This is a genomic window from Pseudomonas sp. B21_DOA, assembly GCA_030544685.1.
GTDB lineage: Bacteria > Pseudomonadota > Gammaproteobacteria > Pseudomonadales > Pseudomonadaceae > Aquipseudomonas > Aquipseudomonas fluorescens_AO.
Map to the genome: position 1 here is coordinate 79,507 of CP086683.1, position 13,519 is coordinate 93,025.

The 13,519-nt window shown below is 59.0% G+C and carries 13 protein-coding genes and 3 pseudogenes; 5 read left to right on the forward strand and 11 right to left on the reverse strand.

The window, feature by feature from the left end:
* Positions 1 to 13: 13 nt before the first annotated feature.
* Both ribF and murJ read right to left on the reverse strand, forming a co-directional pair.
* Positions 14 to 952: a bifunctional riboflavin kinase/FAD synthetase gene (ribF, locus tag LJU32_00385; GenBank protein ID WKV89025.1), complete on the reverse strand. Its 939-nt coding sequence runs from the start codon at positions 950 to 952 to the stop codon at positions 14 to 16.
* 129 nt (positions 953 to 1,081) lie between these two features.
* Positions 1,082 to 2,618 (reverse strand): annotated as a pseudogene (gene murJ / locus LJU32_00390) (murein biosynthesis integral membrane protein MurJ).
* Between the two features lie 252 nt (positions 2,619 to 2,870).
* Here murJ and rpsT point away from each other — a divergent pair.
* Positions 2,871 to 3,142: pseudogene (rpsT, locus tag LJU32_00395) on the forward strand (30S ribosomal protein S20).
* A 183-nt stretch (positions 3,143 to 3,325) separates the two neighbouring features.
* Here the strand turns inward: rpsT and LJU32_00400 are convergent.
* The 5 genes and pseudogenes from LJU32_00400 to rplU all read right to left on the reverse strand — a co-directional run bounded on the left by LJU32_00400 (position 3,326) and on the right by rplU (position 7,080).
* Entirely contained in the window at positions 3,326 to 3,793 is a 468-nt protein-coding gene (locus LJU32_00400) for a CreA family protein (protein WKV89026.1), read from the reverse strand.
* A gap of 10 nt (positions 3,794 to 3,803) precedes the next feature.
* A pseudogene (gene proB, locus LJU32_00405) lies at positions 3,804 to 4,921 on the reverse strand (glutamate 5-kinase).
* 137 nt (positions 4,922 to 5,058) lie between these two features.
* On the reverse strand, positions 5,059 to 6,282 hold the full coding sequence (gene cgtA, locus LJU32_00410) for an Obg family GTPase CgtA (protein WKV89027.1): 1,224 nt from the start codon (positions 6,280 to 6,282) through the stop codon (positions 5,059 to 5,061).
* A 193-nt stretch (positions 6,283 to 6,475) separates the two neighbouring features.
* On the reverse strand, positions 6,476 to 6,733 hold the full coding sequence (gene rpmA, locus LJU32_00415) for a 50S ribosomal protein L27 (GenBank protein ID WKV89028.1): 258 nt from the start codon (positions 6,731 to 6,733) through the stop codon (positions 6,476 to 6,478).
* Between the two features lie 35 nt (positions 6,734 to 6,768).
* A complete protein-coding gene (gene rplU, locus LJU32_00420) occupies positions 6,769 to 7,080 on the reverse strand; it encodes a 50S ribosomal protein L21 (GenBank protein ID WKV91012.1) in 312 nt (103 codons plus the stop codon).
* Between the two features lie 268 nt (positions 7,081 to 7,348).
* Here rplU and LJU32_00425 point away from each other — a divergent pair, with 268 nt between their 5' ends.
* From LJU32_00425 to LJU32_00435, 3 genes are all read left to right on the forward strand, one after another.
* Positions 7,349 to 8,290, forward strand: coding sequence for a polyprenyl synthetase family protein (locus LJU32_00425; GenBank protein WKV89029.1), 942 nt, complete (start codon positions 7,349 to 7,351; stop codon positions 8,288 to 8,290).
* Positions 8,291 to 8,449: 159 nt separating this feature from the next.
* The gene (locus tag LJU32_00430) at positions 8,450 to 8,791 is read left to right on the forward strand and encodes an alkylphosphonate utilization protein (protein ID WKV89030.1); all 342 of its coding nucleotides are present in this window, start codon (positions 8,450 to 8,452) and stop codon (positions 8,789 to 8,791) included.
* Between the two features lie 204 nt (positions 8,792 to 8,995).
* Complete coding sequence (locus LJU32_00435; protein WKV89031.1) at positions 8,996 to 9,253, forward strand: hypothetical protein; 258 nt, start codon at positions 8,996 to 8,998, stop codon at positions 9,251 to 9,253.
* A 136-nt stretch (positions 9,254 to 9,389) separates the two neighbouring features.
* On the opposite strand, the gene LJU32_00440 is transcribed toward LJU32_00435, so the two are convergent.
* The 3 genes from LJU32_00440 to LJU32_00450 form a co-directional block, all read right to left on the reverse strand.
* The gene (locus tag LJU32_00440) at positions 9,390 to 10,007 is read right to left on the reverse strand and encodes an FKBP-type peptidyl-prolyl cis-trans isomerase (GenBank protein ID WKV89032.1); all 618 of its coding nucleotides are present in this window, start codon (positions 10,005 to 10,007) and stop codon (positions 9,390 to 9,392) included.
* A 119-nt stretch (positions 10,008 to 10,126) separates the two neighbouring features.
* Positions 10,127 to 10,432, reverse strand: a complete 306-nt coding sequence (locus LJU32_00445) for a DUF6482 family protein (protein WKV89033.1) — start codon at positions 10,430 to 10,432, stop codon at positions 10,127 to 10,129.
* 131 nt (positions 10,433 to 10,563) lie between these two features.
* On the reverse strand, positions 10,564 to 11,052 hold the full coding sequence (locus LJU32_00450; protein ID WKV89034.1) for a TIGR00645 family protein: 489 nt from the start codon (positions 11,050 to 11,052) through the stop codon (positions 10,564 to 10,566).
* A 160-nt stretch (positions 11,053 to 11,212) separates the two neighbouring features.
* On the opposite strand from LJU32_00450, the gene LJU32_00455 reads away from it, so the two are divergent.
* The gene (locus LJU32_00455; GenBank protein ID WKV89035.1) at positions 11,213 to 13,042 is read left to right on the forward strand and encodes a hypothetical protein; all 1,830 of its coding nucleotides are present in this window, start codon (positions 11,213 to 11,215) and stop codon (positions 13,040 to 13,042) included.
* On the opposite strand, the gene LJU32_00460 is transcribed toward LJU32_00455, so the two are convergent.
* On the reverse strand, positions 13,039 to 13,359 hold the full coding sequence (locus LJU32_00460; GenBank protein ID WKV89036.1) for a hypothetical protein: 321 nt from the start codon (positions 13,357 to 13,359) through the stop codon (positions 13,039 to 13,041). The two genes, LJU32_00455 and LJU32_00460, sit on opposite strands and share 4 nt — an antisense overlap.
* Between the last annotated feature and the right edge of the window lie 160 nt (positions 13,360 to 13,519).

Here is a 13,519-nt window from a genome sequence, read left to right on the forward strand (position 1 = left end):
TTAAGGCTCTTCATTAGCGATGGGCGCTAGGTGCGGCTAGTGCACGGGCGGTGGCGACATCCGCATTGATCGCCGTTTTCAATGCCTCCAGAGAGGCGAAGCGCTGCTCTTCACGCAGCTTTTGGTGGAAAACCACCGTCAAACGCCGGTCATACAGATCGCCGGCAAAATCTAACAGATGGACCTCGAGGTGGGCTTTGCCATCCCCTTGCACCGTAGGGCGCACGCCGATATTGGCGACGCCGGGCCAGGTCTTGCCGTCGATGTCGACGTTCACCAGATACACCCCGGTGAACGGCACGCGACGGCGTTTGAGTTGAATATTGGCAGTGGGCGTGCCCAGTTGCCGGGCCAGTTTCTGGCCATGCAGCACGCGACCGGCGATGCGGTACGGACGCCCGAGCAAGCGTTCGGCCAAGGCAAAATCGGCCGCCGCCAAAGCGTTGCGCACTTGCGTGCTGCTGACGCGAATGCCGTCCAGCTCGACGGTTTGCGCAGCTTCGACGGTGAATCCGTGAACCTGCCCGGCCTGCATCAGAAAATCGAAATCGCCGAGGCGGTCACAACCGAAACGGAAATCGTCACCGACCTCCAGATGCTGTACACCGAGACCATCGACCAGAATGGTGTCGACGAACTCGCTGGCACTGAGCTTGCTCAAGCGCTGATTGAAGGCCAGGCACAAGACCCGGTCAACGCCTTCAGCGGCCAGCAATTGCAGCTTGTCGCGCAACCGCGCCAGACGTGCCGGTGCGGTGTCGGGAGCAAAGAACTCCCGTGGCTGCGGCTCGAAAATCACCACGCAGCTGGGTACGCCCAACTCGAGCGCACGCTCACGCAGTCGGGCCAGGATAGCCTGGTGACCACGGTGAACACCGTCAAAGTTGCCAATAGTGGCGACGCAGCCCCGATGCTGGGGGCGCAAGTTGTGGAGGCCTCGAACCAGCTGCATAACGCGCTTCTTGCTCATAAAGTGGTCGATTATAACCACACCCGGCGGCCGACGACAGGCAACACCGTAACGCAAAGTGAACGAGCCGACAAAACCGCCGGCCCATGCCTGTCGATAAAGACTGAAACCTCAGCTCAAGGCCTTGCGATTGAAGTCGCGCAGACGGAAACCCAACAGCAACAACATACCGAAATACGCCACCACGCCAGCAATCACCAGCGCGCCCAGGCGCAGGAAGCGCTCAAGCATATGGCCCTCATCCCACGCGGGCATGAAATGCATGCCGGCCAATAACACCGCCGACATCACCGTCACTGCAACGACCAGCTTGAAGCCGAATTTGCCCCAGCCCGGCTGCGGTTGATACATCTTTGCTTGCGCAGTTGATAGAACAGCAGCCCGGCGTTCAGGCAAGCACCGGCACTGATCGCCAATGCCAGACCGGCGTGCGCCAGCGGGCCGATCAGCGCCAGGTTGAACAGCTGCGTGCAGACCAGGGTGAAAATTGCGATTTTCACCGGTGTACGGATGTTCTGTTGCGCATAAAAGCCCGGAGCCAGCACTTTGATCACGATGATTCCGAGCAGCCCGACCGAATAGGCAATCAGCGCACGCTGGGTCATCTCGGCATCGAAGCCACTGAACTGGCCGTACTGAAACAACGAAACGGTCAGCGGCTCGGCAAGAATCCCCAACGCCAGCGCGCACGGCAGCACCAGCACAAAGCACAGGCGCAGCCCCAATCGAGGATCCGCGAGTATTCGTGGCGATCCTTGCTGGCATAGGTCTTGGCCAGCGTGGGTAGCAGAATCGTCCCGAGTGCCACACCCAGTACACCCGAAGGCAACTCCATCAAGCGGTCGGCGTAATACATCCACGACACCGAACCTGCGACCAGAAACGAGGCGAAGATGGTGTTGATGATCAGCGAAATCTGACTGACCGACACGCCGAGAATCGCTGGCAGCATCTGCTTCATCACCCGCCACACGCCGCTGTCGCGCAGGTTCAGGCGTGGCAGCACGAGCATGCCGATCTTTTTCAGATGCGGCAGCTGGTACAGCAACTGCGCCAGACCGCCGACCAGCACCGCCCAGCCAAGGGCCATGACCGGTGGATCGAAGTACGGCGTGAGGAACAGCGAAAACACGATCATGCTGACGTTGAGCAGAGTCGGTACGAAGGCCGGCACCGAGAAGCGGTTCCAGGTATTCAGAATCGCGCCGGCCAGCGACGACAGCGAGATCAGCAATATATAAGGAAAGGTCACCCGCAACAGATCGGAGGTGAGCTGGAATTTCTCCGGGGTATCGGTAAAACCGGGCGCCGTGGCCCAGATAACCCAGGGCGCGGCGATCATGCCCAGCGCCGTCACTACCGCCAGCACCAGCGTCAGCAGGCCCGATACATAGGCAATAAAGGTGCGCGTCGCCTCCTCGCCCTGCTGGCTTTTATATTCGGCCAGAATCGGCACGAACGCCTGGGAGAAAGCCCCTTCGGCAAATATCCGCCGCAGCAGGTTGGGCAGTTTGAACGCAATAAAGAAGGCATCCGTGGCCATCCCGGCGCCGAATGTCCGCGCGATCAGCGTGTCACGAACAAAACCCAGAATCCGGGAAAGCATCGTGATAGAGCTGACGGCGGCCAACGATTTGAGCAGATTCATTGAGAGAGTTTGTGCCTGTCGATAAACAGCAGGCGAACAATGCGCCCACTTGTGCGATACTCCGCGCCGCAACAGCACAGAGCCAAAGCTCGCGAGTTTACAGGTCAAGCGCCGGAAATAAATATCCCGCCTCTTTATACCTACCACTTAGCGGAACGATTCAAGTGCCCTTGACAAGACCAGTCTTCATCGGCATGATTCGCGGCCTATTTTGTTTGCTATTTCCTAAAAAGTCTTTCGAGGAGCTCGACGGTGGCCAACTCACCTTCCGCCAAAAACGTGCAAAACAGGCTGAGAAGCGTCGCAGCCACAACGCCAGCCTGCGTTCCATGGTTCGTACCTACATCAAGAATGTAGTTAAGGCCATCGACGCAAAAGACGCTGAAAAAGCTCAAGCTGCATACGTTATGGCTGTGCCAGTTATCGACCGTATGGCCGATAAAGGCATCATCCATAAGAACAAGGCTGCTCGTCATAAGAGCCGTCTGAATGGCCACGTCAAAGCGCTGAAAGAAGCTGCTTAATCGACGTAGTCATTAAAAAACCGACCTCAGGGTCGGTTTTTTATTGCCTGTGATTTAACGAATCCAGCGCAAAAAATGTAGGAGTGAGCCTGCTCGCGAAGACGTCATGTCAGTCGATACAAATATCAACTGACAGATCGAATTCGCGAGCAGGCTCGCTCCCACAGTTCGGATTGGTGGGGCTTATTGCTGGACCGGCACCCACGGCAGGATCGGGATGGCCGTGACCGCATTCTGCGGACTGCCCTCGATCAAGCGATCGCTGTAGACCAGGTACACCAGCGTGTTGCGCTTCTTGTCGAGGAAACGCACCACTTGCATGGTCTTGAACACCAGCGAAGTGCGCTCCTTGAACACCTCATCGCCATCCTTCAGCTCACCCTTGAATTTGATCGGCCCGACCTGGCGACAAGCGATCGACGCTTCTGCGCGATCCTCGGCCAGACCGAGACCACCCTTCACTCCACCAGTCTTGGCGCGTGACAGGTAGCAGGTCACGCCCTCGACTTTCGGATCGTCGAAGGCCTCGACCACGATCCGGTCATTCGGCCCGACAAACTTGAATACGGTCGACACCTTACCGATTTCCTCGGCCGAGGCCAGCAATGGCATGGCCATCAGCAGACCCAATAATCCTTTCGCTACACGCATCGAATTTTCCTTAGACCAGAATCAGATTGTCACGGTGAACCAGTTCCGGCTCTGCCATGTAACCGAGCAAACCGACAATCGCATCCGACGACTGACCGATGATTTTTTGCGCCTCCAGGGCGCTGTAATTGGCCAAGCCCCGAGCGATCTCCCGACCATCCGGCGCTACGCAGACGACCATCTCACCACGACGGAAGCTGCCTTGAACCAGTTTCACCCCCACCGGCAGCAGACTTTTGTTGCCCTTGGACAACGCCGACACCGCTCCTCATCCAGCACCAGAGTGCCACGGGTTTGCAGATGACCGGCCAGCCACTGCTTGCGCGCCGCGAGCATGCCGCGCTCCGGCGATAGCAGCGTACCGATGCGCTCGCCCGCCTTGAGACGATCAAGCACGCGCTCAAGCCGCCCGCCGACGATGATCGTGTGCGCACCGGAACGCGCCGCAAGACGCGCCGCACGCAACTTGGTCTGCATGCCGCCGCGCCCCAGCGCACCGCCGGTACCACCTGCAACCGCATCGAGCGTCGGATCATCGGCGCGCGCTTCATAAATCAACTGCGCATCGGGGTTGTTGCGCGGATCGGCGTCGAACATGCCGTCGCGATCAGTGAGAATCACCAGCAGATCGGCCTCGACCAGATTGGCCACCAGCGCCGCCAGCGTGTCGTTGTCGCCGAAACGGATTTCGTCAGTGACCACGGTATCGTTTTCGTTGATCACCGGAATGACTTTCAGCTCGACCAGCGCACGCAAGGTACTGCGGGCGTTGAGGTAGCGCTTGCGGTCGGACAGGTCGTCGTGGGTGAGGAGAATCTGCGCGGTGTGCCGGCCATGTTCGGCGAAGCTTGATTCCCAGGCCTGCACCAGCCCCATCTGACCGATCGCAGCGGCCGCCTGCAGCTCGTGCATGGCACTGGGTCGTGCGGTCCAGCCCAAGCGACTCATGCCGGCCGCCACCGCCCCGGAGGACACCAGCACCAGCTCGACGCCCGCTTCATGCAGCGCCACCATCTGCTCGACCCAGACACTCATTGCCGCGCGATCCAGCCCTTTGCCGTCAGCTGTCAGCAAAGCGCTGCCGATCTTCACGACCCAACGCTGCGCACCTGTCACCTTGCTCCGCATCATCTTCAACCTTAGCTTGAGGGCAGCGCGACCTGGCACTGCCCGTGACGTTAATCGTGGCGATTGCTGACCAACGATCGATTTCCGGATACTAAAACGCCGCTCGATTGAGCGGCGTTCAAGTTTATCGCAACGGATCAGTCACGCACGTAAATGATTTCCGGACCGTCTTCGTCATCCACATCTTCTTCGTCCCAGTCATCGTCGCCGATGTCATGGACCGACTTCACGCCACTGCGACGCAGGGCACGCTTGTCGTCCAGCGCCTGCAACTGCGCACGGGCTTCGTCTTCGATGCGCTGATCGAGATCGGCCAGCTCTTCCTTGTACGCAGGATCTGCGGCGAGGCGATCGGCACGATCTTCCATGTAGCGCATGATGTCGTGGCACAGACGCTCGGTACCGATCTTGGCGATGGCCGAGATCACGTACACCGGACCAGTCCACTCCAGGCGATCGACGATTTCCTTGACGCGAGCATCGTGCTCTTCCTCAAGAATCTGGTCGCACTTGTTCAGCACCAGCCAGCGATCACGCTCGGCCAGCGACGGGCTGAACTTGATCAGCTCGTTGACGATCACTTCAGCCGCGTCCGGCGCACTGGAATCATCCAGTGGCGCCATGTCGACGAGATGCAGCAGCAGACGCGTACGCGCCAGGTGCTTGAGGAAGCGAATGCCCAGGCCGGCACCGTCGGAAGCGCCTTCGATCAGACCCGGAATGTCGGCAATGACGAAGCTCTTCCAGCGATCGACGCTGACCACACCCAGGTTCGGCACCAGCGTGGTGAACGGGTAGTCGGCGACTTTCGGCTTGGCGGCCGAGACCGAACGGATAAAGGTACTTTTACCGGCGTTCGGCAAGCCCAGCAGACCGACGTCGGCCAGCACTTTCATTTCCAGTTTCAGGTCGCGCTGCTCGCCCGGCTTGCCTGGCGTGGTCTGACGCGGTGCACGGTTGGTACTGGATTTGAAACGGGTGTTGCCCAGACCGTGCCAGCCGCCCTGCACGACCATCAGCTTCTGGCCAGCCTTGGTCAGGTCGCCGATGACTTCCTGAGTGGCAGAGTCGATCACGGTGGTGCCGACCGGCACGCGCAGGATCAGGTCTTCGCCCTTCTTGCCGGTGCAGTCGGTGCTGCCACCGTTGGAGCCACGCTCGGCATCGAAGTGACGGGTGTAACGGTAGTCGACCAGGGTGTTGAGGTTTTCGTCGGCCATCATGTAGATGGAACCGCCGTCACCGCCATCACCGCCGTTCGGGCCGCCGTTTTCAATGAATTTTTCCCGGCGGAAACTCATGGCACCGTTGCCACCGTCACCGGCCTTTACGCGAATCGATACTTCATCAACAAACTTCATAACCAACGCCTCTCGCCGTACGGACGAGCCGAAAAACAATCAAGACATAAGACTCTTGCAAAAATGAGCGCAGCGACCCCAAGACACGACCTGCATCGCACGCCGACAGCCCATACAAACAGCTTTGCAAGAGACTCACCCCACAAACGAAAAAGCCCCGTCGCAAGACAGGGCTTCTCCAGCGATCTCGCGATTAAGCCGCGATTACGCTCACGTAACGACGACCGAAGGCGCCCTTTACTTCGAACTTGATCACGCCTTCGATTTTAGCGAAGAGAGTGTGATCCTTGCCCATGCCAACGCCGTAGCCAGCGTGGAATTGGGTGCCGCGCTGACGCACGATGATGTTGCCGGCCTTGATGACCTGGCCGCCATACATCTTCACGCCAAGGCGTTTGGCTTCTGAGTCGCGACCGTTACGGGTACTACCACCAGCTTTTTTGTGTGCCATGAGTTCAATTCTCCTAGTGAGGAATTAGGCTGTAATTAAGCCTGAATACCGGTGATTTTGATCTCGGTGAACCACTGGCGGTGGCCCATACGCTTCATGTGGTGCTTACGACGACGGAACTTGATGATGCGGACTTTATCGTGACGACCTTGGGAGATCACTTCAGCCTTGACGGTTGCGCCAGCAACAACTGGTGCGCCGATGTTCACGTCGTCGCCATTGGCGACCAGCAGAACGCGATCAAAAGTCACGGATTCGCCGGTAGCGATTTCCAGTTTTTCGATCTTCAGGTATTCACCTTCAGCGACCTTGTATTGCTTACCGCCGGTAACGATTACTGCGTACATGGTATTTCTCCGATAATCCTGCTCACCCAGCTCTTTATAAGAAGAGGTATTGGCTGGCATGGCTGCATGGGGCTGGAACGGCCCAAGTGCAATTGCGTAAGGCAGGTGCTGCCCAGGAAGTTCAGGGTGCGCGATTGTACGCAAGCAATCTGCCTCGCGCAAGTGGCCGTCCATCGCGCCTTGACAGGTCTGGACGGGGGTCCTAGCATGCCGCGCAACCCTTCTGGAGCGACTCTCGCTGATGCAACCCTAAGCTTTCTACCGCGCGGTGGCGGACGATTTTAGCGCCGTCGACGGCATCATCAAGAAGCAGCTGACGTCTCGAGTGCCGCTGGTATCGAAAATCGGCGATTACATCACGTCGGCCGGCGGCAAACGCCTGCGTCCTTTATTAGTGTTGCTGTGTGGCAAGGCCCTGGGTCGCGAAGGCGACGACATGCGCCTGCTGGCCGCCACCATCGAATTCCTGCACACCGCCACCCTGCTGCATGACGACGTCGTCGACATGTCCGGCATGCGTCGTGGCCGCTCGACCGCCAACGCCATGTGGGGCAATGCCCCGAGCGTGCTGGTCGGCGACTTCCTGTACTCGCGCTCGTTCGAAATGATGGTCGAACTGGGCTCGATGCCGGTGATGAAGATTCTCTCCCAGGCCACACGCATCATCGCTGAAGGCGAAGTGTTGCAGCTGTCCAAGGTGCGTGACGCCAGCACCAGCGAAGAAACCTACATGGAAGTCATCCGCGGCAAGACCGCGATGCTCTTCGAAGCCTCGACCCACAGCGCCGCCGCCCTGGCTGGCGCGACCGCCGAGCAGAGCGAAGCCCTGCGCACCTTCGGCGATCACCTGGGTGTGGCGTTCCAGCTGGTTGATGACCTGCTCGACTATAAAGGCGACGCGGAAACTCTGGGCAAGAACGTCGGTGACGATCTGGCCGAAGGCAAGCCGACCCTGCCGTTGATCTACACCATGCGCGAAGGCACCGCCGAACAGGCAGCACTGGTGCGTCAGGCGATCCAGAAAGGCGGGATCGAAGACCTGGAAAGCATCCGCATCGCCGTCGAAGCGTCCGGCTCGCTGGAGTACACCGCGCAACTGGCCCGCGATTACGTAGCCCGCGCGATCAAGTGCCTCGAGGCGCTGCCGGCCAGCGAATATCGCGATGCACTGGTTGAACTGAGCGAGTTCGCGGTAGCCCGCACGCACTGATATTGCTGAAACAAGATCAAAAGATCGCAGCCTTCGGCAGCTCCTGCACATCACCGTAGGAGCTGCCGAAGGCTGCGATCTTTTGCTTTTGACTGTCTGAAAAGATAAAACCCTATACAATGTGCGCCCTTTAGCCCTCCTGATACCCAAGGAACCTTAGTGAGCACGTTGCCACCCTGCCCGAAATGCAATTCCGAATACACCTACGAAGACGGTACCCAACTGGTCTGCCCCGAGTGTGCCCACGAGTGGTCTGCCAGCGGCGAAGCCGAAGTGGCGGCCGATGATGCCGTGAAGAAAGATTCGGTCGGCAACGTCCTGCAGGACGGCGACACCATCACCGTGATCAAGGATCTGAAGGTCAAGGGCACATCGCTGGTGGTCAAGGTCGGCACCAAGGTCAAGAACATCCGTCTGTGCGATGGCGATCACGACATCGACTGCAAGATCGACGGCATCGGCCCGATGAAGCTCAAATCCGAGTTCGTCAGAAAAGTCTGAGCCTTGCGTCAGCCATCCCGCGCCAGCCGTGGGATGGAGCTTTGCCTTCCCCGCTTCAGCTCAATGAATCCGCGCATGGCCATCAGCCAGCCATTTTGACCTGACACAACCTTTACCCGGAAAAATCCACGATCCGCCAATAGGCACTTGCTATTTGATGAATAAGAATTATTCTCATTGAAACCTTTCAAGGAGATGAGACCCATGACTTATTTGATCGACGCCTGGCTGGATCGCCCACACCCTTACCTCAGGATCCTCCATCGGGAAACCGGCGAAGTCTGTGCGGTACTTGAAGAAGAAGCCTTGCATGAGTTGCAGGATCAAGGTGATCTGGACGTCAGCAGCCTCAATTCCAGCGAGCCGCTAGTGCTCAAGGAGCTGGTGCGCAATCTGTTCCTGTTCTGCTATGCCCGGGCGTTGCGCCCGACCAGTGAGCTGCACAACAAGATCGAAATATGAGCAGCATTAAAAACCTGTGGGAGCGAGCTTGCTCGCGAAAGCGGTAAATCAGTCAACGAATGAGTCGACTGAAAAACCGCCTTCGCGAGCGAGCTCGCTCCACATTTTTCAGCCCGCCACCAAGGCAGGCTCGGTATTACAGAACGTCGAGCAGCTCGACGTCGAACACCAGAACGCTGTGCGGCGGGATGCTGCCGACGCCTTGGGCGCCGTAAGCCAGTTCGCTCGGCACGTACAGGCGCCATTTGCTGCCGGCATTCATCAGTTGCAGGGCTTCGGTCCAGCCAGCGATCACGCCGCCAACCGGGAATTCTGCAGGCTGGCCGCGCTCGTAGGAGCTGTCGAACACCGTGCCGTCGATCAGGGTGCCGTGGTAGTGCGTACGCACCTGGTCTTCACGGGTCGGCTTGGCGCCGTCGCCCTGAGTCAGTACTTCGAATTGCAGGCCGGAAGCCAGGGTGGTGATGCCGTCACGCTTGGCGTTTTCGGCGAGGAAGGCCAGGCCTTCGCCAGCCGCGGCTTCAGCCTTGGCAGCGGCTTCGGCTTGCATGATTTCGCGGATAACCTTGAAGCTGGCGGACATCTCTTCCTGGCCAACACGGCTTGGCTTGCCGGCGAAAGCGTCGGTCAGACCGGCCAGGATCGCGTCCAGGCTGACACCCGGTGGCGGGTTGTCGCGCAGCTGGTCGCCGAGTTGACGGCCGATACCGTAGCTGACGCGGGTTTCGTCGGTGGACAGATTTACTTCGGACATGACACTGCTCCGCTGTGCGGACGGCCTCAGGACTTGCCGTGCGTGCACAGCGCGTCCCGGCGCGCCCGGAACCAAAAGGGCGAGCAGACTAGCACAGATACCCGGGGTTGGGGCCGGGCCTACAGGGCCGAACGCCAGGCCAGCGGCACTTTCAGGCTTTCATTGATGCCACCGCCCAGCCCGCACATTTCATCGTGCACCGAGGTGTGGACCAGATTGAACGGCAGCACCGGAAACGCGTGTAGCACGTCCCGCGCGTGCTCGACCGAGCGCAGAGTCAGGGTTTTCCCCAGCGGATCATGCAGCGGATGAGCCGCGCCGTGCATGCGTGCTTCCAGCAAATAGATCCCGCCCTCCATGGAAATCAGATTCAACTCATCGACCTTGCCGGCGATGGCAAACGCATTCAACTCTTGTAGGTTCATGGGAGCACCTCACACCGTGGCGAATCGCACCGTTACAGGGATAGGCCGGTGCGCTTGAAAGCACAAGCCACAAACAAAACCGCCCGTCCGTTTCGCAACAGACGGGCGGCTCTTTTGCAGAGATCGGCTGATCAGTGCTTGGTGACCTTGTCCAGGTAACCCATGGCAAACGCGGACACCACAAAAGTCATGTGAATGATCACGTACCACATCAGGTGCTCGGGATCGACATTCTTGGCGTCCATGAAGATACGCAACAGGTGGATCGAGGAGATCGCCACGATCGACGCCGCGACTTTCATCTTCAACGACGACGAGTCCATGGTGCCCAGCCAGCTGAGCTTCTCTTTGCCTTCGTCGATGTCCAGTTGCGAGACGAAGTTCTCGTAGCCGGAAATCATCACCATCACCAGCAGACCGCCCACCAGCGCCATGTCGATCAGCGACAGCAGCACCAAGATCAGATCCGATTCAGCCATGGCGAAGACATTGGGCAGGATATGGATGATTTCCTGGAAGAACTTCAATGCCAGCGCCAGCAGACCGAGGGACAGGCCGATGTAGATCGGCGCCAGCAGCCAGCGGGTGGCGTACATTGCATTTTCGATAAAGCGTTCCATTGACTCTCACACAAGGGGCTGGAAATGGCGGCGAGTATAACAGCCCGCTGTGACAGCCAGAAACCGCCGGAAAATCCGCTACCTGCGTGTGTGTGACAAATTTTTTCTGCTAGTGTCCAAAGCATTGACAGCCCAATGACAGTGGACAGGACGCGTGGAAATGGATGTGCGATCAGCCTTGACGACTGCCGGATTCTGCATTGCTTTACTCATCGGCGGTTGCTCGCCGAGCGATGAAAAGCACGTCGCCAACCTCGACGAAAAGACCGCCACCTTCGAACAGTCACTGGACGCGATCAGCGACCCGAAGCTCAAGGACGCCATCACCGAACTCGGCGGTTCGCTGCTGTTGCTCGAAAGGGCCCGACTCAAGCTCGACGACATCACCCCGCACACCGAATACGGCGCCGACGCCCTCGCCGTGCTCAAGCACTACCCTACCCCGCAAGCGCTGGTCGATACCTTTATCAATGGCCTGTTCGTGCTGCACAAGGACGCCAGCTCCGATTACCTCACCGATCTGCAGCCGGTATTCCCGTTCAACCTGAACATTCCCGGCGGTTTCCTGTTTCCGCACGGCATCGAGTGGCACTCGGTGACGCTGAGCAACAAACGCGTGATCGCCTGGCAGCCGGAGTGGTCGGAAACCGATCCGGGCATTCAGCTCAGCCCGTCCAGTTCCAACGTGACCAATCCCGATGACCTGACGGTGACCTACCCGTTTATCGATGGCCTCAACGTCGAGAAGAAAAGCCTGCCGCAACCGGTCAGCCTGCAAGGCCAGATCGAAGTCATTGCGCCGCGTCGCTTGTACAGTTTCGACCTGACACAGAAAGACGTCGGCCAGACTCGCACCAACGATAACCTCAGCGTCAAACTGCTCAAACTGGAAAAGAACTATGCCGAGGTCGAAGTCAGCAACAGCCTGCCGCTGGCCGCAGAAGTCGCCGAAACCCGGATCAATCCGCTGATCGTTCAGGCCCGCGATGCCAGCGGCCAATACCTGGTGCGCGCCGGTTCGATCAACGAAAGCCCGGAGCAGGTGGAGTTTTATCAGCAACAACTGGCTCAGCTACAGAAGCAAACGAGCTGGAGCGACACCTTGGAAAAACAGCTCAGCGACGACCAGCAAGCCTTCGAGAAAGAACACCCGCGTCGCTATAACAAGGTGTATTTCCACGGCCCGATCGACACGCTGGAAGTCAGCGTGCTGGATTTCTCCTCGGCAACGGTGACGCGCAAACCGCTGGACCTGCCGGTGCGCACCTTCAATCCGCACACCACGGCCAAAGCCGTGCAGCCGCTGGACCTGCCAGTTGTGGTGTATGACGATCTCGCCGCCAACTGGCTCAAAGGCGCGGACCTGACCGAGGAACAATTGAAGGCCGGCGTGCGCATTCATCAATCGGTGGAAGAGCCGAGCGCGGCGCGGATCGAGTTTTCCCACCGCCGCACCTTCAATGACGAACTGCTCGGCGACGAACTCAATCCCGGCGTCAGCCCGGTGACTTTCTTCACGGAAAAGCGCGGCGGCAAACTCGACGAGCCGATCGAACTGCCGCCCGAGGCGTACCAGGTCGATCCGCTGCAAGCGACGATTACTTATGATCTGACTCTGTTTCCGGAAACCCCGGCGATTGCCGTAGGTTCGATGCCGTTGTTCCTGGCGACAGTGGCGAAGCAATCCTACGACGCGCACGCATTGCCCAAAGGCCTGGCGATCAAGGACAACACGCTGGTGGTCGACCTGAAAACCTTCCCGGCCAACGAATGGCGTTTCTTCGTCAAGGACGACAGTGGCCACTACCTCAAGCAGATTCTTTCGGTCAGCCACGACGCCAGCACCGAAGGCCCGGCGCTGCTTGGCGTGCACTACTTTTATGGTCGCCCGACTCGCGTGGAAACCTATCAGCGCACCGACCTCGCGACCGTGCAATACGGCTTTGAGGTCAAGCTCGACAAGGCGCCGGCGGACCAGACGGCGCCTTAACCGTTGAGACTGCGACCCCGGCCGCCGTTGATCTGCCGCAACTGAGCTTGCAGGTGCAGGCTCCAGATCTGCGGATCATCGGCCAGTTCGTAGCCGTGCAAGGTCAGGCTTTCAACAATCGTGTCGAGAATCGACTCGGCCGCCACCGGGCCGTGGAACGGGCCTTGGGCTTTGATCGCGGAAGGTTGTTCGCCGGCCATGCCGGCCGCGAAGAGCAGCGTCCACATGCCGTTGTCGCCGGCCAGCGGCTTGACGGCGCATTCGATCCGGGTCACCAGACCCAGGCATTGACGGGTGAGACAGAGGTTGCGCGACATGGCGGCGACCCTCGGTAAAGCCGGTATTCAGCCCCCACGGGAGGACTGGCTCGATCCAGTGATACTGTCGATATCCTTGACCTGAGAATAGAAGAAAAGCGTCCTGCGCAAGCCAAATGGAACCAGAAGGCGCCGAATGGTCATTGTGTGAAGTTTGGCG